Raw genomic sequence first — 18,346 nt, 5'->3', positions numbered from 1 at the left:
CGGGGAAACTCCGCCATTGCGTCCCCTCAGACCCGCCGCGCCTCCACGGCTTGCATCGCGCATTTCAGATCATGCACAAGTGTTTCCGCGAAGGCCCGGAAGACCATGATCTGATAGATTTCCTTGCCCAGACAGGTGACAGAAGCCTGCATATGCTGCACTTCCGTGCGCGCCGTTTTTCCAGGGCCAAGAGTGTCCTTTCGAAGGTCAATCGGCGTCAAGCGTGCCAAGACATCGGCGGCCCCCACGCCGTCCAGTCGAACAACCGCCCAGGCATCCGACTGATCGGTCAGGGCTGCGTGGGTCGACAGGCCGTCCTCGGCGACAACGCCTGTCAAAAGTGCCATCTGCGGGCCGAACCAGATTGCGCGCACCTCGCCAGCCTCATTCACCCGATTAGGCTCGGGCATGTCCAGACCATACGCTGCCTGCATGACCTTGCACAACGCGGCCTCCTGTCCCTTGAAAGCGGCGACCGAGGTTATCGGCCCGGTCTCTACCTCGCTCAGACGCAGCGCGCCCACCTCAAGCGGCAACAAACCATCACAGGGCGTTTTTGCTTTCAACTCAACCACGCATCCGCCCTCCTTCTGGATCGAACTGCACCGGGTCACAGACCTCGCACAGGGTCTCCACATCATTCAGGTGGTCCACCATGCGCACCACCTCGCCATGCCGCGCCCGGCCATTGCGTAGGAAACCAAGGCCGAGATTGGTCTCCAATGTCGGGGAATAGCCGACCGAGGTGACATAGCCCTGATCATTCTCCCGCACCGCCGCGTCATCCGCGTTGAACAAATGCGCCCCGGCCACCAGCATCTTGACCTCACCCGCCGGGCGCAGGCCCACCAATTGCTCTCGCTCCGGGCCGTTGAGACCCTCACGCGAGGCGGCGGTTTTGCCGATGCAATCCTTCTTGGCGCTCATCATGCGCTCCATGCCGATGTCAAAGGCGGTGACGCGTCCATGAATTTCCGCATGGGTGATAAAGCCCTTCTCAAGCCGCAAGACGTTGAGTGCTTCCATCCCGTAAGGCCCGCCGCCCAAGCCCTCGGCCCGGCTGACCAAGGCCCGGAACAGCGCATCACCATAGCGCGACGGCACCGCGATTTCATAGCCATGTTCGCCCGAGAAGGAGATGCGAAACAGCCGCCCGCCAACACCGGCCAAAGTGACCGAGCCACAGGACATGAAGGGCCAATTCTCATCGTTCAACGGCGCGTCGAGCAAACCATTCAGCACATCTCGCGCCTTGGGGCCCGCCACGGCAAACTGCGCCCATTGTTCGGTGACCGAGGTGAACCGCACGTCCAGATCGGGCCGCAAGGCCTGATGCACGAATTCCAGATGCCGCATCACCTGCCCGGCTGCCGCCGTGGTGGTGGTCATCAGGTAATGGTTTTGGCCCAAGCGCGCGGTGGTGCCATCGTCCATCACGTGGCCATCCTCGCGCAGCATCAGGCCATAGCGCACGCGTCCCACCTTCAGCGTCGAGAACATATTGGTATAGACGAAATCCAGGAACGCCCCGGCATCCGGCCCCTGAATGTCGATCTTGCCAAGGGTCGAGACATCCGCCACGCCCACGGCCTCGCGCACCATGCGCACCTCGCGGTCACACGATTGCCGCCAATGGGTCTCGCCCTTTTGCGGGAAGTAGCTGGGCCTGAACCAGAGCCCCGCTTCGATCATCGGCGCCCCGCGCGCAACGCTCGCCTTATGCGAGGAGGTGAACCGTTCGGGCGCAAACCCCTTGCCCTGCCCGCCCGCGCCCATGGCCGCGATCGACACCGGCACGAAGGGCGGACGATACGTGGTGGTGCCTGTTTCGGGAATACTCCGCCCGGTGGCATCGGCCAACACCGCCAAGGCCCCGATGTTGGAGTTCTTCCCCTGATCCGGCGCCATACCCTGCGTGGTATAGCGCTTCATATGCTCCACGCTTTGAAAGTTTTCGGTGGCCGCCTGCCTGACGTCCTTGACTGTCACGTCATTCTGGAAATCCAGCCATTTACGCCCCTTGCCCGGGACCACCCAAAGCGGTGCTATATCATAAGCGCTATCTTCGGCGCGGGGCAGATCAATTTCCGGTACCGACCGGCCCAAATCCTGCATCGCCTCACGCGCGGCGGCCAAACCGCCCTCAAGGCAAGCACGGGTCGAGAAGTCGCCACGACAGGCCCCGGCGGTCACCATTCCGGGGATGGCTCCCTCCTTCGGGATGAACCCCGCGATCCGCTCATTCCATTCCGGGCGCCCGTTCATATGGCACGTCAGGTGCACAGACGGGTTCCAACCGCCCGACACGGCCAGTGTATCGGTCTGGATTTTCTCAACCCCACTGATGGAACTGATCGAGATCGCCTCGACCCCACGCCCGCCGTGCACGGCGCTCACCTCGCGGCCCGCATAAAACGGCACGTCCAGATCACAGCGCGCCTCCGCGCGGCTGTCGATCAGGGCACTGACATGCACGCCCGCCGCGATCAGGTCGGCGGCGGTGCGATGTGCGCTGTCGTTGTTGCCGAAAACCGCCACGCTCCGCCCCGGGCTGACCCGCCAGCGGTTGACATAGGCCCGCACCGCGCCCGCCATCATCACGCCGGGCCGGTCGTTGTTGGCAAAACCCACGGGCCGCTCCAAGGCCCCCGCCGCCAGAACCGCGCGCTTGGCCACGATCCGCCAGAAACACTCACGCGGGGCACCGGGGCGCATGGCCACGTCCGGGGCCAGCCGCTCAAGCGCGCCATAGGTGCCCTGATCATAAGCGCCCGTGACCGTGGTGCGGGTCATCACCCGCACATTGGGCATCTCGTGCAACTCGGCGGTCACCGCCTCAGCCCATGCCGCGCCGCTCTGCCCGCCAACCTCAAGGCGTTCCGCGTTAAGCCGCCCGCCGGTGCGCATATCCTCATCGCACAGGATCACATCGGCCCCCGCACGCCCCGCCGCCAAGGCCGCCATCAGCCCCGCAGGCCCCGCCCCGATCACCAGAAGATCACAATGCGCAAAGGCCTTCTCATATCGGTCGGCATTGGCCTCCATCGACAGTGCGCCAAGCCCCGCTGCGCGCCGGATAAACGGCTCATACAGCTTTTCCCACGCCGCCTTGGGCCACATGAATGTCTTGTAATAGAACCCTGCCCCAAGGAACGGCGCGGCCAAGTCATTGAGCGACAGCATATCGAACCCCAGCGAGGGCCAACAATTTTGCGGTCGGGCCATCAGCCCCTCGGACAGTTCCACCATGGTCGCCCGCACATTAGGATCCTGCGCCGGGCCAAGCCCGAGGGTGACAAGCGCATTGGGTTCTTCGCTCCCGACCGTCATGATCCCGCGTGGACGGTGATACTTGAACGACCGCGCCACCATCCGAATGTCATTCGCCAATAGCGCCGAGGCCAGCGTGTCACCCGCCAGTCCCTCGTACTCCACCCCGTCGAACCGAAACTTGACCGGGCGGCTGCGGTCGATCTGTCCCTCTCCTGCAAGCCTCATGCGCCCGCCTCCTTGGCCTCTGACGCCAACTCGCAATTCAAAACCTCATGCGTGACGGTATTGCGCGTGACAACCACCCAAGCGCCACAACCACTTTCGTGATACCACAAATCGCGGGTCACCCCCGCCGGGTTGTCACGGTTGTGGATGTAGTCATCCCATGCCGCCTCCCCGGCGTCCGGCTCGGGACGGTCAAGCGCGACAGCATCGCCCTGATAATAAAACTCTCGCCGGTCACGCTCTCCACAATAAGGGCAAGTGATCCTCATGCCGCGCTCTCCCAACTCATCCGTTTCGTCCAGATACCCATGCCGCGCCTCAATGCAGGTTGTGCTGCATGCCGGTGCCTTCTTCGTCCATCAGGCCCCGCCCAGTGCGGAAGCGATCCAGACGGAACCGCGCCGCGGGTTCGTGGTGCCTGTCCGTGGCCACCAGATGCGCCATACCGAATCCCGACCCCGGCACCGCCTTGAACCCGCCGTAACACCAGCCCGCATCCAGATAGAGGCCCTCGACCCCGGTCTTGTCGATGATGGGCGAGCCATCGGGCGTCATATCCATGATGCCGCCCCAACTGCGCAACACCTTGGCCTTGCCGATGGCGGGCATCAGGGTCATGCCCGCCTCCATCACATGCTCGACCATGGGCAGGTTGCCGCGCGCCGCGTAGGAAGCATAGAAATCCAGATCCCCGCCAAACACAAGCCCGCCCTTGTCCGACTGGCTGATATAAAAATGCCCCATGCCGAAGCTCACCACGTGGTCGATACAGGGCTTGAGGCCTTCGGTCACGAAGGCCTGCAAGACATGGCTTTCAATGGGCAGGCGCATGCCCGCCATTTGCGCCACTTGGCTGGACCTTCCGGCCACGATGATCGCCACCTTCTTGGCCCGGATCGCGCCGCGCGTGGTCTGCACGCCCTTGACCACACCACCCTCGATATCAATCCCCGTGACCTCGCAATTCTGGATCAGGTCCACGCCCCGCTCGCTCGCCCCGCGGGCATAGCCCCAGGCGACGGCATCATGCCGCGCGGTCCCCGCGCGGCGCTGCAACAACCCGCCGTAGATCGGGAAGCGCGCCTGGTCGTAATCCAGATAGGGCAGCATCCGCTTGAGGTCCGCCACGCTGAGCAGTTCGGCATCGTCCCCTTGATTGCGAATGGCATTGCCTCGCCGGATCGCCGCATCCCGCTGCGCATCGGAGTGGAACAATCCGATCTGCCCGCGCTGAGAATGCATGACGTTGTAATTCAGGTCCTCCTCCAGCCCCTCCCAAAGTTTCAGGGAATGGCTGTAGAATTCCGAATTGCCGGGCAGGAAGTAATTGGCGCGAACAATCGTGGTGTTGCGCCCCACGTTGCCGCCACCAAGGTATCCCTTCTCAAGCACTGCGACATTGGTGATCCCGTGCTCCTTGGCAAGGTAATAAGCGGTCGAAAGGCCATGCCCGCCGCCGCCGATGATCACCACGTCATAGGCCTCTCTTGGCGTCGCATCGCGCCAATGCGCCTGCCAGCCCTTGTTGCCCGTCAACCCCTCTTTCAACACGCGCAAACCGGAAAAGCGCATCGCCATCTCCCTGATACTTCGCCGCGGAGTGAACCAAGTTCCATGCCCGATGGCAATGGCCGCCAAGGCCGGAAAGCGATTATTTTCCCACGCCCTTTTCCCGGCCGCCAAGCGCCACGCCATGACCCCCTTGAAGCAGTCCAATCCGTTCTAGTGCAGGTGCTCTGGAGTTGCCGCCTGACGCGCTTCCCTGGAGATCACGCTGACCGGGGCAATCGGCGTGCCATCCTCGGCCACAAGCGGGTTGCGCCTCGCCCGCCCCGAAAGCCAAGCCTGGGCCATACGCCCCAGAACTTGAAAAGCGGCCCCGTAAAACCCACGGTCGGCCGCAGGGGTGCCCGCCCCGGGCATTGCATCCTTGGTAAAGGCCAGACATCGCGACGGGCCAAGGCATGCCGCCTCGCCCTCCACCTCTGATTGGCGCAACACAACCCCAGCAAAGGGCAGATGCACTTTGTTCATGGTGTTGATCATCGGCGTATCACAACAGCGTGCGACCCAACGATAAAGCCCCTTGGGCGAAAGCCGCCGTATCTCCAAAAGCTCTTCACCCCGCTCGAAGCACAAGCGATCTGGCGTGGTCTGCCAAATCTCTGTGCCACCAGCAGGATTGAGAATATCGACCCCTCCACCAAAGGCTTGCGCCGCTGTCTGGCAATCCCTGCAATGGCATGTCACGCGCGTGCCCGCCGATGGGGCGGGCACTGCTAAAGTCATTTGAACCCCGCCGCACCGGCAGGCCTTGCGCACCGTCAAGGCCACGATGGCCCCTTAAAGGCCCAAGGCGCGGTAGCTGGCGGCGACTTTCTCGATCGACGCAAGATAGGCCGCCGTGCGCAGGTCTTCGCAATCTTCGCGCTCGTGCCAGATTGCACGCATCGACTGATACGCCGTGCGCATCGTGTCATCGAGGCCCGAGCGTACAAGCTCCAACTCGTCGGCCCCGCGCAGGTACTTTTGCTTGAAGTCCGGCGACATCGACCATTTTTCGCCCAGATGCTCATCCAGCTTGTGAAGCTCGTTGACGATCAATTCGTGCCGAGCCTCCTCCTGACGGCGGCCCATCCGGCCAAAGCGAATATGGCTCAGGTTCTTGACCCATTCGAAATAGGACACCGTCACACCACCCGCGTTGGCATACATATCGGGAATGATAACCGTACCCTTCTGGCGAAGTATGGCATCGGCCCCGGCCGTCACCGGGCCATTCGCCGCTTCGATGATCAAGGGCGCCTTGATGTTCTCGGCATTGTCGAGGTTGATCACCCCTTCAAGCGCCGCAGGGATCAGGATATCGCAATCGTGCTCAAGATACTTCGAGCCATCCCGGATGTACTTGCCCGAAGGATACCCGTCCACGCCGCCATGCTTGGCGATCCAGTTGCGGATGTCTTCGACATCAAGGCCGTTTTCATCCATCAACCCGCCGTCACGCTCGATAACCGCCGTGATCTTGCAGCCGTCCTGCTCTGACAGGAACTTCGCCGCGTGATAGCCCACGTTACCAAGCCCCTGCACCACAACGCGCTTACCGTCCAGCTTACCGCTCAGCCCCGCCTTCTTGACATCCTCGGGATGGCGGAAGAACTCGCGCAGGGCATATTGCACACCACGGCCGGTGGCCTCGGTCCGGCCCTGGATACCACCCGCATTCACCGGCTTGCCTGTCACACAGGCCCGCGCGTTGATATCGGTGGTATTCATCCGGCGATACTGGTCCGCGATCCATGCCATCTCACGTTCACCCGTGCCCATGTCAGGCGCGGGCACGTTCTGGGAAGGATGGATCAGGTCGCGCTTGGCCAATTCATAGGCAAAGCGCCGGGTGATGCGTTCAAGCTCATGTTCATCCCACTCGCGCGGATCGACACACAGCCCGCCTTTCGACCCCCCGAAAGGAGCCTCCACAAGCGCACACTTGTAGGTCATCAACGCCGCCAGGGCCTCGACCTCGTCCTGATTGACCGATGTCGCGTACCGAATACCACCCTTGACCGGCTCCATATGTTCCGAATGCACGCTGCGATAGCCGGTGAATGTATGAATCTGACCACGCAGGCGCACGCCGAACCGTACTGTATACGTCGCGTTGCATACCCTGATCTTTTCTTCCAGCCCGGGGGGGAGATCCATCAGCGAAACCGCGCGGTTGAACATCAAGTCTACGCTTTCGCGAAATGTGGGTTCCTTGGTCTTGGTCATGTCTTTCTCCCCGGTGTGGGCTGGTCTTGCCGCCAGCTTTGATAGCAATCATTACGTTCAGGTATCGTTAAAGCATGCGACAATTTTGTCCACCCACAGCGAACAAGACTTGCCAAGTTTTACCTTGCCGCGCGAATTATCCCAGTTTTCAGGACAATCCTTGAAAACAATACGTATCGTCACCGTATGGGCCCCGGTGCGCCACTTTCTTTCCTAATTTCGCCCTAATTCTGCCAACTCCGGAGTACATAAAATTCGGAGTTTATTCCGTGGCAATGGGCGAAGTCCGTCCTACGAGGTGGTCATATGCGAACGATCAATTTGAAGTCGCGCTGCAAAAAGTTGGCGGGTGTTCATACACGGCTGATTGCGTCAAAACGGTTTCGCCATGATGAAGATGGCGGCGCTACACTTTTAACACTTTATCTCCTGTTTATCATTTTGCTGATCGCCAGCTTCGGTGTTGACGTCATGCGTCAAGAAATGCACCGCGCCAAGCTTCAGGCCAATCTTGATGCCGCCGTGCTGTCAGCCGCAACCGTACCGTATGACGAAGATCCCGACACACCTGACGCCGAAGACCGACTCAAGGATCACTTCAAGAAAGCCGGCCTCGAAGATGCCCTCCATGCCATCAATGAGGGCGATATTGTCGTGACGCAAGCCTCGGCAAAAGTCTCGGCATCAGCCAGCGAGACACTCGACACCCACCTTATGCGCCTGACCGGCGTCGAGACCCTGAGCGCCGCCGCGGCCTCGACCGCGCGTACAAGTGTTCAACAGCTTGAAATCGCCCTTGTGCTCGACGTGTCCGGCTCTATGGCCGGTGATCGCCTGGATGCGCTCCAAGATGCCGCGAAAGACTTCGTCACACAAATCCTGAACAATTCCGAGGGTGGCAAGGTCGCCTTCTCAATCGTGCCCTACAGCTTCAACGCACCACCGCCCGCGGCGATCTACAATGCGCTGAGCGCCAACACGACACATCACTACACACGCTGCCTTTCGTTTGACGACGGCGACTTCGCGGATCCTTATATCGATCCCGATCGCGACTACGCGCAAACGATTTACACCTCGGTCGACTACGGTAGCTGGAACAACGCCGATTTCGGCACCGTCGGCAACGGTGACATCGAGAACGGCTATTCAAGCGCCTACAACTCGTCTTGCTATGCCGATCCGCGTTTCGAAATCCTTGCCTACTCAAGCAACGAGGCCGATCTGCATGACAAGATTGATGCACTGACCGCGGCGGGCGGTACATCGTCTGACATGGGCGTCAAATGGGGCGCCGCCCTGCTGGACCCGAAATTCCAGCCGGTTGCAACTGCCCTGCAAGCAAATACACAGGACATCCCTGAAGTCGACAACGACGGGAACCTGACGACGACGCACACCATGCTCGTCGATTCCGATTTTGAGACACTTCCCGAATCCTACAGCAGCCCCAAGGCCATGAAGATCATGGTCGTCATGGGCGACGGGGCCAACTCCAACACCTATCTCCTGAGCGATCCGAACAATCTGTTGGATCCCGATGTACCCGAAAGCCATGCCTCCAGCGATTACCGTGGGCCCAACTCTAACCTCTACCTGCTCAATGAACCGGCAGCGGCGGAAACGGAAATGGTATTCGTTCGCGCAACCACGCCATGGGGGCACGTGTCTTATAGCGAATGGCTCTGCGGTGCGTACTGGTATTGGACATGCGAGTACAACGAAGTGGAAGTGGGGGCCGACATGACCGGGCAACCCGAACCGTCCTTCTACCTCTATTCCCCTTCGTCGCATGAATACATCAAGCTCGATCCAGACCAGGGTTTCTCTGACGGCGATAGATACTCCACGTCGGAGTTCAACGCCAAAATCGACGAACTGACCGAATACAACGGGAATCTGAGCAATTTGTCGGCTGGTTTCAATGTGGCCGTGGATACGATCGACTTGGCAGAAGAGACCCTTGATTATGTCGAGGAAAACTTCACTCAACCTGAAGACAAGTTCTACGAGCGTTTTTCCTGGGAAGAGGCCTGGGGCCTTATGACCCCCTATGAATACGGCGACATCAGCGGTGACTGGGGCGCTTACAATCAATACAACTCGGGCTCCTCCTCGCGCTTGACACCTTATGAAAAGAACTCGCGCATGGAGGATGTCTGCAATGCCGCCGATAATGAGGGGGTAACGATCTACACCATCGCCTTCGAACTGGGCGAAGGTGATACTGCCGCCGAGGAACTTGAGAAATGTGCCAGTACGCCGGCCAATCACTTCATCTCGACGACATTGGATATCAATCAGACATTCGGCGCCATCGCCTCCAATGTCATGGCCTTGAAGTTGACCCAATGAGACGTCTCAAGCTTCCCCTTCTCCGGCGCTTCCGAGACGACACTGAAGGTGTAGTCACGGTGGAATTCGTGATCATCTTCCCGGTCTTCATTGCCTTGCTCTTGATCGCGGTCGAACTTGGCTTCATCACCATGCGCTACGCCCTACTTGAGCGCGGCCTCGACATGACCGTCCGTGAAATTCGTCTCGGCACCGGCGCGGACTGGCAGCATGATGAGATCAAGGACAAGATCTGCGACAATGCCCTATCGGTTGCTCATTGCAAGGAATCGCTTCGCCTTGAAATGCGGCAGAAAAGCATTCGCAACTATACGTCGCTGAGTGACACTGTCGACTGCACCGATCGCGCCGAAGAAACCAATCCCGTCGCATTTCAAACCGGTGGCGAGAATGATTTGATGGTTTTGCGGGCCTGCTACAAATATCGCCCGCTGTTCCCGGCGGCGCTTTTGGGCAGCAAACTCACGAAAGACGCAAGCGGCGACGCTAGCATCGTTGCGATGACGGCATTTGTTCAGGAGCCCAAGTAAAATGCTTTTTCAACGATTGAAACGCCTTCTGAAAGACTTCCGCAAAGACACACATGGCAGCATCATGGTGGAAACGGTGATCGCCCTGCCCATGCTGTTCTGGGCCACGGCGGCCACGTATGAGTTTCACGAAGTTCACCGCTATCAAAGCGCGCGCGAAAAGGCGACCTATACCATCGCAGACATGATTTCGCGCGAAGAATTTGCTATCACCTCCAACTATCTGGATCGGACCCTGACAGTCTTTGATGACATGACCAATGATGAAGGCGAAAACCAAATTCGCGTTTCGGTTGTTGAATACGATGAAGACACTCAAAAATACCATGTATCTTGGTCGCATACACGCGGGACTGGCACATTAGAGGATCTGGACGATACGTCCATCAACGAACAAACGGATCGCTTGCCGGAACTGATCGAAGGACAGCAGATCATTCTCGTCGAAGCGGTCTCGGTCTACACACCCAGCTTCAAGGTCGGCTTGGGCGATGCGCTCAATGTCGAAACGAGAATATTCACCGCACCGCGTTTGGTGCCCAAGGTCGACTACAAATGACACTGTAGCCGGTCTAGACACCGACAGACGGGGCTGCCGCTACTCAGAACGCTGATGCATCAGGGCGGCCATGATCTCGGCCATGGCTTTGGATTGCGACCCAGGCGTGACGCCACCAATTCCCACACGCCGCCCCAAGCACCACCACAGGCCTGGTTCCCACCGGGCCTTTTTCTTTGTGCTCAACCGCATCAAAAACCCGTTCGACGGCTTGAACGCGAAAAACCCACGGTCCAGATGCTCGATTTCCTCGACACGCGCAATCACCGTCCCGTCGGTGCTGCGCAACTCGGTTCGGGTCAATTCCAGAACCTCCGCCGTGGCCCGCCGCATCCGATCCGCCAGAAACAGCGCGGCCACCCCGAAAACGATCAGGACAATCTGCCAGGCAAAGCTGTCGGGCGGACGTGCAAACCCCACGTAAACAAGGATCACCCCAAGGGCGCCCATCGACAGAACCCCCATGACACGCCGCGCGGGCGAGGCCGAGATACGCGCCAAAACCTCGTCTTCCATTCTCTCACTCCCAATCCGTTGACTGTGGCCATAGCCCGATCACAGCCCGATTGCGAGGGGGATTAGCCGCGCATGCGTTCGGATGATGGGTCATACATCGGTTTCAGGCTCGCCTCGGCCATCACGCGCGTACCCGCCACGTCGATCTCATAGCTTGAGGCCAGAACCTCCGCCGCGCTTTCCCCCTCGCAGGGCACATAGCCAAGCCCAATGGCCCCGCCAAGGTGATGGCCATAGTTGCCCGAACTCAAGTATCCGACGATTTGCCCATCCCGCAGGATCGGCTCGTTATGATAGAGCATCGGCTCGGGGTCGCTCAGCCGGAATTGCACCATGCGATGGCGCAATCCCTCGTCGCGCTTGCGCTCCACCGCCGCGCGACCAATGAAATCGGGTTTGGTTTTCGACACCGCAAAACCAAGCCCCGCCTCCAGAACATGATCCTCGCAGGTGATGTCATGCCCGAAATGCCGGAACCCTTTTTCGATCCGGCAACTGTCCATCACATGCATCCCGCACAGGGTCAGGTCATGCGCGGCCCCGGCCTCCATCAAGGTCTCGAAAACATGGCCGCACATATCGGCGCTGACATAGATTTCCCAGCCAAGCTCACCCACGTAAGACACCCGGTGCGCCCGCGCCAGCCCCATGCCGATCTCGACCTGCCGGGCATGGCCAAAAGGATGCCCCGCGTTGCTGAAATCATCGGGCGAAACCGCTTGCATGACTTCCCGCGCGCGCGGCCCCATGACGGCCAGCACCCCCTCGCCCGCCGTTACATCAGTGATCACCACCATGCGGCCCCCGAGATGCCGGCGCAGCCATGTCTCATCGGCCAGCCGCGTCGCCGCCGGGGTCACCACCAAATAGGCGGTTTCCGACAGCCGGGTGGCGGTGACGTCCGCCTCGATCCCGCCCCGGTCATTCAGGAACTGGGTATAGACGATCTTGCCCACCGGCACGCTCATATCCGCGCCGCAGACATGATTGAGGAACCCCTCGGCCTCCGGCCCCTCGACCCGCAGTTTCCCGAAACTCGACATGTCATACATGCCCACGCCACCACGGATCGCGGCATGCTCGACCGCGGCATTGTCAAACCAGTTCTGCCGCCCCCAACTGTAGTCATATTCCCGCTCTTGTCCCGGCTCGGCGAACCAGTTGGCCCGCTCCCATCCGGCGGCCTCACCCATGACCGCGCCTTGCTCCAGAAGTTGCACATGAAAGGGCGAACGTCGCACACCACGTGCCGTCGCCTTCTGGCGATACGGGTAATGATCGGCATAAAGCAGGCCCAGGGTTTCGGTGGAGCGCTCCACCAGGTAGCGCTTGTTGCCCTGAAAAGGCTGCATCCGGGCAATATCCACATCGCCCAGATCAAAGGGCTTCGCGCCATCCTCCATCCACTGGGCCAGCGCCATGCCCGCGCCCCCGGCACTTTGAATACCGACCGAGTTGAACCCGGCGGCAACCCAGACGTTTTCCATCTCGGGGCAGCGCCCAAGGTGATAGGCATCGTCCGGCGTGAAACTTTCCGGCCCGTTGAAGAAGGTATGAATCCCCGCCTCGCCCAGCATCGGCATCCGGTTCACGGCCCATTCCAGGATGGGCTCGAAATGGTCGAAATCTTCGGGCAGTTGGTCAAACTCGAAATCCTCGGGGATACCCTGCATCCCCCATGGTTTGGATGTGGGCTCGAACGCACCCAGCATCATCTTGCCCGCGTCTTCCTTGTAATAGGCACATTCATCCGGCACCCGCAGGACAGGCAACTGGCTCAACCCCTCGATGGGTTCCGAGACGATATAGAAATGCTCGCAGGCTTGAAGCGGTACATTGGTGCCCAGCATCCGGCCCACTTCATGGCCCCACATACCCGCGCAATTGACCACCATCTCGGCCTCGATATGCCCCGCGCCGCCATCCTCGGCCTGCCAATCGACGCCCGTGATCCGTTGCCCACTGCGCGCCACGCCGCTGACCTTGACACGTTCCTTGATCACCGCGCCGCTCTGCCGCGCGCCCTTGGCCAAGGCCAGCGCGATATTGGCCGGATCGCCCTGCCCGTCCTTGTCCAGATAGACCGCGCCTTTGACGCCCTCGATATTCAGATGCGGATATTTGGCCTGCACCTCCGCTGCGCTGATTTCCTCGACATCCACGCCAAAGGCGCGGGCCATGGCCGCCTGACGGTAGATCTCCTCGCGCCGCTCCTCGGTCAGGGCCACGGTGATCGACCCCACCCGCTTGAATCCGGTGGCAACGCCGGTTTCCTCTTCGAGGTTGCCGTAAAGCTCTTGCGAGTACTTGGCGAGCTTGGTCATATTCGCCGTCGCCCGTAACTGCGCGATGAGACCTGCGGCATGCCATGTGGTGCCACTGGTCAATTGCTTGCGTTCCAGCAAAACCACATCGCGCCAGCCCAGTTTGGTCAGGTGATAGGCCACCGAGCAACCCACCACACCACCACCGATGATGACCACACGGGCCTTTTGCGGGAGATCAACCATTGTTTTCCTCATTTTGCCTTGAAGTCATGTCTCGGATCGCTTGCGCGATCCGACCGGTCGGGGGCGCTGCCCCCTACATTGAAAATCCATGGATTTTCAACGTTACCCCCGGGGTATTTTTGCCAAGAAAAAACCCGTAAATCAGATGATCTCATGGCCCGCCTGCCTGATCTTATGCGCCATGGCGCGAATGTGCTCCGGCCCCACCTCGCAGCAGCCGCCAACAATCGTGGCGCCTTGCGCGATCCAGTCCATGATGAAATCCGCATAGGCTTCGGGGCCAAGGTCGTGCCGCGCGCTGAGGGCATCGACGGTGGGGGCCTCTTGCAGGAACCCCTCGCTGATCGCGGTGAAGCCATTGGCATAGGCCCCGAAGGGCAGGCCGAAGGTTTTGAGCACCTCCAGCGCCGGGGCAATGACCTCTGGGCGCGAACAATTGATCAAAAGCGCGTCGGGCCGAAAGTGTGCCACAAGCGGGGCAAGATCGGCGAGCGGCTCGCCCGAACGCAGGCTGCTTCCATCGGCATCATCCACCGTAACGGCCAGCCAAACCGGAAGGCCCTGTCCAGAGGCGGCGCGCAAGGATCCTTCGGCCTGATCGACCGAGGCCATGGTCTCAAGCAACAATAGGTCCACCTGATCTTTCAAATGGGCCACCGGCTCGGCGTAAATCTGGGCGGCCTCGGGTGCAGGCGGACTGAGGTCGGGGCGGTAGGATTGAACCAGTGGCCCGACCACCCCGGCAATGCGCCCCCGGCCACAGGTGACCCTTGCACGCTGCGCGGCGGCGATGGCGGCATCGGTCAATGCCCCCATTTGGTCCTCCAATCCGACCCGCGCCAACCGATCCCGCAAAACCGCGTAGGTGTTTGTGCTGATCACGGTTGCCCCGGCGCGCAGATAATCCAGATGCACCTGCTCAACCAAGTCCGGATGGTCGATCATGGCCTGCGTCGACCATAGCGGGGTCGGGGTTTCCCCCGCGCGCTTGACCACTTCCTGGCCGATCGATCCGTCTAGAAGGGTTATTCTGGTCATCGAGCTGTTTCCTTTACGACGTCGCCCCGTCGGGCGGCAGCAGCACAAGCTTGCCCGCATAGGTCTTGGCCATGAAATCTTTCTGCGCCTGACGGATGTCGCGCATCGCATAGGTTCTGGAAACCTTCGGCGTCAGTTGCCCCGCGTTGATCTTCTTGACCAGCTGCGCGAACACCTCTCGCGATTGATAGGTACAGCCATGGATCGTGATGTCGCGCAGATAGATCCGCCGCAGGTCGGCCTCCACCATAGGCCCGGCGATGGCCCCGGCCACGGCGTAGTGCCCGCCGGGGCGTAGGGCATCGATCAGGGCCGCCCACGCCGGACCGGCCACCAGATCAATCACCGCATGAAAGGTCTCCGCTGGCGGAGTGTCCTCGCGGGTCAACACCTGTGCCGCCCCGGCCTCTTGCACGATATCGGTCTTGGCGGGGGAGGCGACGCCGACAACCTCCACCCCGTCCTGCGCGGCCAGTTGCACTGCGGCCAACCCAACCCCGCCCGAGGCGCCGGTGATCAACACCCGTTGCCCCGGGCCAAAGCCCACCCGGTCCAACAATCCCGCCGCCGTACCAAAGGCACAGGGCATCGCGGCAATCTCGACATCACTGAGTGGCGCCTCGGTGACATCGTAAAGATCGCCCTCCGGCACCACGCAATATTCCGCAAAAGCCCCATCGTATTCCGAGCCCAAGGCCTCGAAACCCACGGGGTTTTCCGGGCTAGGGCGCGGCTGGTTGATCGGACAAGTCGCGCGGCGGCCCACAGCAATCGCCCCGGCCCCCGGCCCATGGGCCACCACCCGGCCACACAGATCGCCGCCCTGGATCAGCGGTAAGCGCAAGGCCCCGGCCCAGCCGCCGGCCTCAACGCCCTCCTGCATCTCACCAGTGGCCCCCGTCACATCCGCCGAATACCACCCCTCGCGCGTGTTGATATCGGTGTTGTTCACACCAGCGGCCAGCACCTTGACCAACACCTCCCCCGGCCCCGGGCTTGGCATGGGAATATCCTCGCGCCATTCAAGCGCCTCTGGCCCGCCGTGGCGGGTCAGATAGACACCTGACATTGTTGCCCCTCTCGTCACGCCCACAGCCTTTCGTTCTCGGGGTCCCACATGGGCGCATCGGGTTGCACAACGGCGCGACACCGCTCACCGTAAATCTCGACCTCCAGTTCGGTTCCCGGCACCGCCAGCTCGGCCCGCACCATGGCCAGCGCGACCGAGGCATTGACACGGTAGCCCCATGTACCGCTGGTCACCTCACCGACAATCTGGCCCTCGTGCCAGATCGGGGCCATGTAAGGCGCATCCGCCTCACCCGCATCCACGATCAACTGCACAAAGGCCTTTTTGCGGCCTTGCTGTCTCTCGGCCAACAGGGCGGCTTTGCCGGGGAACTCCTGAGGCTTGTCGAACGTCACGAAGCGCTCCAATCCCCCTTCCAACATCGAATAATCGGTCGACAAATCGCCTTTCCACGCGCGATAGCCCTTTTCGATCCGCAAGGCATTCAACGCATACATGCCAAAGGGCTTGGCCCCGGCCTCAAGAAGCGCGTCGTAAATCGCCGGGATGGCCTCGTTCTCGGCATGCACTTCCCAGCCCAACTCGCCGGTGAAACTCACCCGGATCAAAAACGCCTTCTGGCCCGCCACCGTACAATGCTGATGGCTCAGCCACGGCAGGGACAAATCGGCATCGGTCAGCCCGGACAGCACCTCGCGGCTTTGCGGCCCGGCCACCAGCAAAGCATCCCGCTCGGTGGTGGTTTCGCAGCACTCCAACCCCTCGGGCAAGGCATTACGCACCAATTCGCCATCGTGCCACTGGGCCGTGGCGGCGGTGATCAAAACGAAACTGTCCTCCTCCAACCGGATACAGGAAAACTCCGTCAGGATACGACCCCGATCATCGGCCACGTAAACAAGGTTCATCCGCCCCACCTTGGGCAAGCCACCGGTCACGAAGCCGCGCAACCACTCATCGGCCCCCGCACCGGAAACCCTAAGCCGGGTGAACCCGGGCAGATCCAGCACGCCACAGGCATCGCGCACCGCCTCGCATTCTTCCTTGACGCGCACGGCCCATGGCCCGTTGCGATTCCAAGTTTGCGTGGCCTCTTCGCTGGTGTCATCGCCGGGCTTGGCAAACCAATTGGCCCGCTCCCAGCCATTATAAGCCCCCATCTGACCGCCCAGCGCCTTGACCTTCTCGTGCACCGGCGACAACTTCTTGTCGCGGCCCGCGGGCCATTCGTGGTGCGGGAAATGCATGGCGTATTCGTGACCATAGACTTCCATCCCCTTGGCCACGCAATAGTCGTGATCGGTGTAATCGGTGTAACGGCGCGGATCGACGGCCCACATATCCCACTCGGTCCCGCCATCAATCACCCATTCGGCCAGCACCTTGCCCGCGCCGCCCCCTTGGGCAATGCCAAAGGTAAAGACACAGCATTCAAAGGCGTTCTTCACCCCCGGCATCGGCCCGATCAAGGGCATGCCATCGGGGGCATAGGGGATGGGGCCGTTGATGATCTGGCTGATCCCCGCAGTCGCCGCCAAGGGCACACGCTCCATGCTATCGGCCACGATGTCCCCGATCCGGTCCAGATCGTCCGACCAAAGCTGGAACGAGAAATCCTCGGGGATCGCCTCACCCGACTCGGCCCATTCCGCCTTACAATTCGGCTCATAGGGGCCGATGTTGAAGCCATGCTTTTCCTGCCGGAAGTAATAGGACACGTCCACATCCCGCAAAAGCGGCAGCTTCTTACAGCCATTGGCCTTCGACCATGCCTCGATCTCGGGGATCTCCTCGGTCAGGACATATTGATGGCTCATGACCATCATCGGCACGGTCCGCCCGCCATAGGGCTTGAACCACTCACCCACGCGCTGCGCGTAATACCCGGCCGAGTTCACCACGTAGTCACAGGCAATATCGCCCTTGTCGGTATGTACGATCCACCCCTCGCCGTCTTGGCTCACCCCGGTCGCGGGGCAGAAACGGATAACTTTTGCCCCCATGTCACGCGCGCCCTTGGCCAAGGCTTGGGTGATTTGCGCGGGGTCGATATCGCCATCGTTGGGATCGTATAACGCGCCTTCAAGGTCATGGGTTTCGATGAAGGGATAGCGTTCCTTGATCTCCTCGACGCTCAGAATTTCAAGATCCATGCCTTGGTTCTTGCCCCAACCCTTGGCGCGCTCGAACTCCTGCATCCGCTCCTTGGAATGCGCCAACCGGATCGATCCGGTCTGGTGGTAATTCATCGGGTAATCCACCTCTTCGCCCAAGCGGGCATAAAGATCGATGGAATAGCGCTGCATGTTCATGATGGCCCATGAGGTCGAAAACGATGGTACATTGCCCGCCGCGTGCCAAGTACTCCCGGCGGTCAGCTCGTTTTTCTCCAGCAGTACACAATCGCTCCAGCCCTTTTTGGCCAAATGATAAAGACACGAGGCCCCGACAACGCCGCCGCCAATCACCACAACCTTTGCTTTGTTTGGCAAATCCGCCATGTCTTTCTCCCTTTGTACTGGCCCCGTTTGCCAGG

Annotated in this window: 14 protein-coding genes; 3 read left to right on the top strand and 11 right to left on the bottom strand. The window is 60.7% G+C overall.

The window, feature by feature from the left end; all coding sequences use genetic code 11:
• Positions 1-26: 26 nt before the first annotated feature.
• The 6 genes from FDP25_RS13655 to FDP25_RS13630 form a co-directional block, all read right to left on the bottom strand.
• The gene (locus tag FDP25_RS13655; protein WP_343032055.1) at positions 27-575 is read right to left on the bottom strand and encodes a sarcosine oxidase subunit gamma; all 549 of its coding nucleotides are present in this window, start codon (positions 573-575) and stop codon (positions 27-29) included.
• Positions 568-3,498, bottom strand: a complete 2,931-nt coding sequence (locus tag FDP25_RS13650) for a sarcosine oxidase subunit alpha family protein (RefSeq protein WP_154152783.1) — start codon at positions 3,496-3,498, stop codon at positions 568-570. Before FDP25_RS13650 ends, FDP25_RS13655 begins: the two co-directional genes overlap by 8 nt.
• Positions 3,495-3,767: a sarcosine oxidase subunit delta gene (locus tag FDP25_RS13645; RefSeq protein ID WP_154152780.1), complete on the bottom strand. Its 273-nt coding sequence runs from the start codon at positions 3,765-3,767 to the stop codon at positions 3,495-3,497. Before FDP25_RS13645 ends, FDP25_RS13650 begins: the two co-directional genes overlap by 4 nt.
• A 49-nt stretch (positions 3,768-3,816) precedes the next feature.
• Complete coding sequence (locus FDP25_RS13640; protein ID WP_154152777.1) at positions 3,817-5,070, bottom strand: sarcosine oxidase subunit beta family protein; 1,254 nt, start codon at positions 5,068-5,070, stop codon at positions 3,817-3,819.
• A gap of 150 nt (positions 5,071-5,220) precedes the next feature.
• Complete coding sequence (locus tag FDP25_RS13635) at positions 5,221-5,820, bottom strand: DUF6151 family protein (protein WP_343032072.1); 600 nt, start codon at positions 5,818-5,820, stop codon at positions 5,221-5,223.
• Positions 5,821-5,841: 21 nt separating this feature from the next.
• Positions 5,842-7,272: a Glu/Leu/Phe/Val family dehydrogenase gene (locus tag FDP25_RS13630; RefSeq protein WP_154152771.1), complete on the bottom strand. Its 1,431-nt coding sequence runs from the start codon at positions 7,270-7,272 to the stop codon at positions 5,842-5,844.
• 306 nt (positions 7,273-7,578) lie between these two features.
• On the opposite strand from FDP25_RS13630, the gene FDP25_RS13625 reads away from it, so the two are divergent.
• The 3 genes from FDP25_RS13625 to FDP25_RS13615 are packed head-to-tail and all read left to right on the top strand — an operon-like array spanning position 7,579 to position 10,716.
• Positions 7,579-9,627: a VWA domain-containing protein gene (locus FDP25_RS13625; RefSeq protein ID WP_154152768.1), complete on the top strand. Its 2,049-nt coding sequence runs from the start codon at positions 7,579-7,581 to the stop codon at positions 9,625-9,627.
• Positions 9,628-9,686: 59 nt separating this feature from the next.
• Positions 9,687-10,157: a TadE/TadG family type IV pilus assembly protein gene (locus FDP25_RS13620; RefSeq protein WP_343032054.1), complete on the top strand. Its 471-nt coding sequence runs from the start codon at positions 9,687-9,689 to the stop codon at positions 10,155-10,157.
• Position 10,158: 1 nt separating this feature from the next.
• Positions 10,159-10,716: a TadE/TadG family type IV pilus assembly protein gene (locus tag FDP25_RS13615; protein WP_154152762.1), complete on the top strand. Its 558-nt coding sequence runs from the start codon at positions 10,159-10,161 to the stop codon at positions 10,714-10,716.
• A 39-nt stretch (positions 10,717-10,755) separates the two neighbouring features.
• Here FDP25_RS13615 and FDP25_RS13610 read toward each other — a convergent pair whose 3' ends face one another.
• The 5 genes from FDP25_RS13610 to FDP25_RS13590 all read right to left on the bottom strand — a co-directional run bounded on the left by FDP25_RS13610 (position 10,756) and on the right by FDP25_RS13590 (position 18,311).
• The gene (locus FDP25_RS13610) at positions 10,756-11,232 is read right to left on the bottom strand and encodes a hypothetical protein (RefSeq protein WP_154152759.1); all 477 of its coding nucleotides are present in this window, start codon (positions 11,230-11,232) and stop codon (positions 10,756-10,758) included.
• A 62-nt stretch (positions 11,233-11,294) separates the two neighbouring features.
• Entirely contained in the window at positions 11,295-13,742 is a 2,448-nt protein-coding gene (locus FDP25_RS13605) for a GcvT family protein (protein WP_154152756.1), read from the bottom strand.
• Between the two features lie 141 nt (positions 13,743-13,883).
• The gene (locus tag FDP25_RS13600; protein WP_154152753.1) at positions 13,884-14,780 is read right to left on the bottom strand and encodes a homocysteine S-methyltransferase family protein; all 897 of its coding nucleotides are present in this window, start codon (positions 14,778-14,780) and stop codon (positions 13,884-13,886) included.
• A gap of 13 nt (positions 14,781-14,793) precedes the next feature.
• The gene (locus FDP25_RS13595; protein WP_154152750.1) at positions 14,794-15,849 is read right to left on the bottom strand and encodes a zinc-binding dehydrogenase; all 1,056 of its coding nucleotides are present in this window, start codon (positions 15,847-15,849) and stop codon (positions 14,794-14,796) included.
• A gap of 14 nt (positions 15,850-15,863) precedes the next feature.
• Complete coding sequence (locus FDP25_RS13590) at positions 15,864-18,311, bottom strand: GcvT family protein (RefSeq protein WP_154152747.1); 2,448 nt, start codon at positions 18,309-18,311, stop codon at positions 15,864-15,866.
• Between the last annotated feature and the right edge of the window lie 35 nt (positions 18,312-18,346).

Origin of the sequence: Roseovarius bejariae (genome assembly GCF_009669325.1) — a bacterium.
GTDB classification, from domain to species: Bacteria; Pseudomonadota; Alphaproteobacteria; order Rhodobacterales; family Rhodobacteraceae; genus Roseovarius; species Roseovarius bejariae.
Note: the sequence above shows the minus strand (reverse complement) of the source record. Positions and strands in the feature narration are given on the sequence as shown.

What these genes read in the sequence shown, in the direction of transcription:
- FDP25_RS13650 (WP_154152783.1), bottom strand. Translation starts at nt 3,498, where the DNA reads ATGAGGCTTGCAGGAGAGGGACAGATCGACCGCAGCCGCCCGGTCAAG.
- FDP25_RS13645 (WP_154152780.1), bottom strand. Translation starts at nt 3,767, where the DNA reads ATGAGGATCACTTGCCCTTATTGTGGAGAGCGTGACCGGCGAGAGTTT.
- FDP25_RS13640 (WP_154152777.1), bottom strand. Translation starts at nt 5,070, where the DNA reads ATGCGCTTTTCCGGTTTGCGCGTGTTGAAAGAGGGGTTGACGGGCAAC.
- FDP25_RS13630 (WP_154152771.1), bottom strand. Translation starts at nt 7,272, where the DNA reads ATGACCAAGACCAAGGAACCCACATTTCGCGAAAGCGTAGACTTGATG.
- FDP25_RS13625 (WP_154152768.1), top strand. Translation starts at nt 7,579, where the DNA reads ATGCGAACGATCAATTTGAAGTCGCGCTGCAAAAAGTTGGCGGGTGTT.
- FDP25_RS13615 (WP_154152762.1), top strand. Translation starts at nt 10,159, where the DNA reads ATGCTTTTTCAACGATTGAAACGCCTTCTGAAAGACTTCCGCAAAGAC.
- FDP25_RS13610 (WP_154152759.1), bottom strand. Translation starts at nt 11,232, where the DNA reads ATGGAAGACGAGGTTTTGGCGCGTATCTCGGCCTCGCCCGCGCGGCGT.
- FDP25_RS13605 (WP_154152756.1), bottom strand. Translation starts at nt 13,742, where the DNA reads ATGGTTGATCTCCCGCAAAAGGCCCGTGTGGTCATCATCGGTGGTGGT.
- FDP25_RS13600 (WP_154152753.1), bottom strand. Translation starts at nt 14,780, where the DNA reads ATGACCAGAATAACCCTTCTAGACGGATCGATCGGCCAGGAAGTGGTC.
- FDP25_RS13595 (WP_154152750.1), bottom strand. Translation starts at nt 15,849, where the DNA reads ATGTCAGGTGTCTATCTGACCCGCCACGGCGGGCCAGAGGCGCTTGAA.
- FDP25_RS13590 (WP_154152747.1), bottom strand. Translation starts at nt 18,311, where the DNA reads ATGGCGGATTTGCCAAACAAAGCAAAGGTTGTGGTGATTGGCGGCGGC.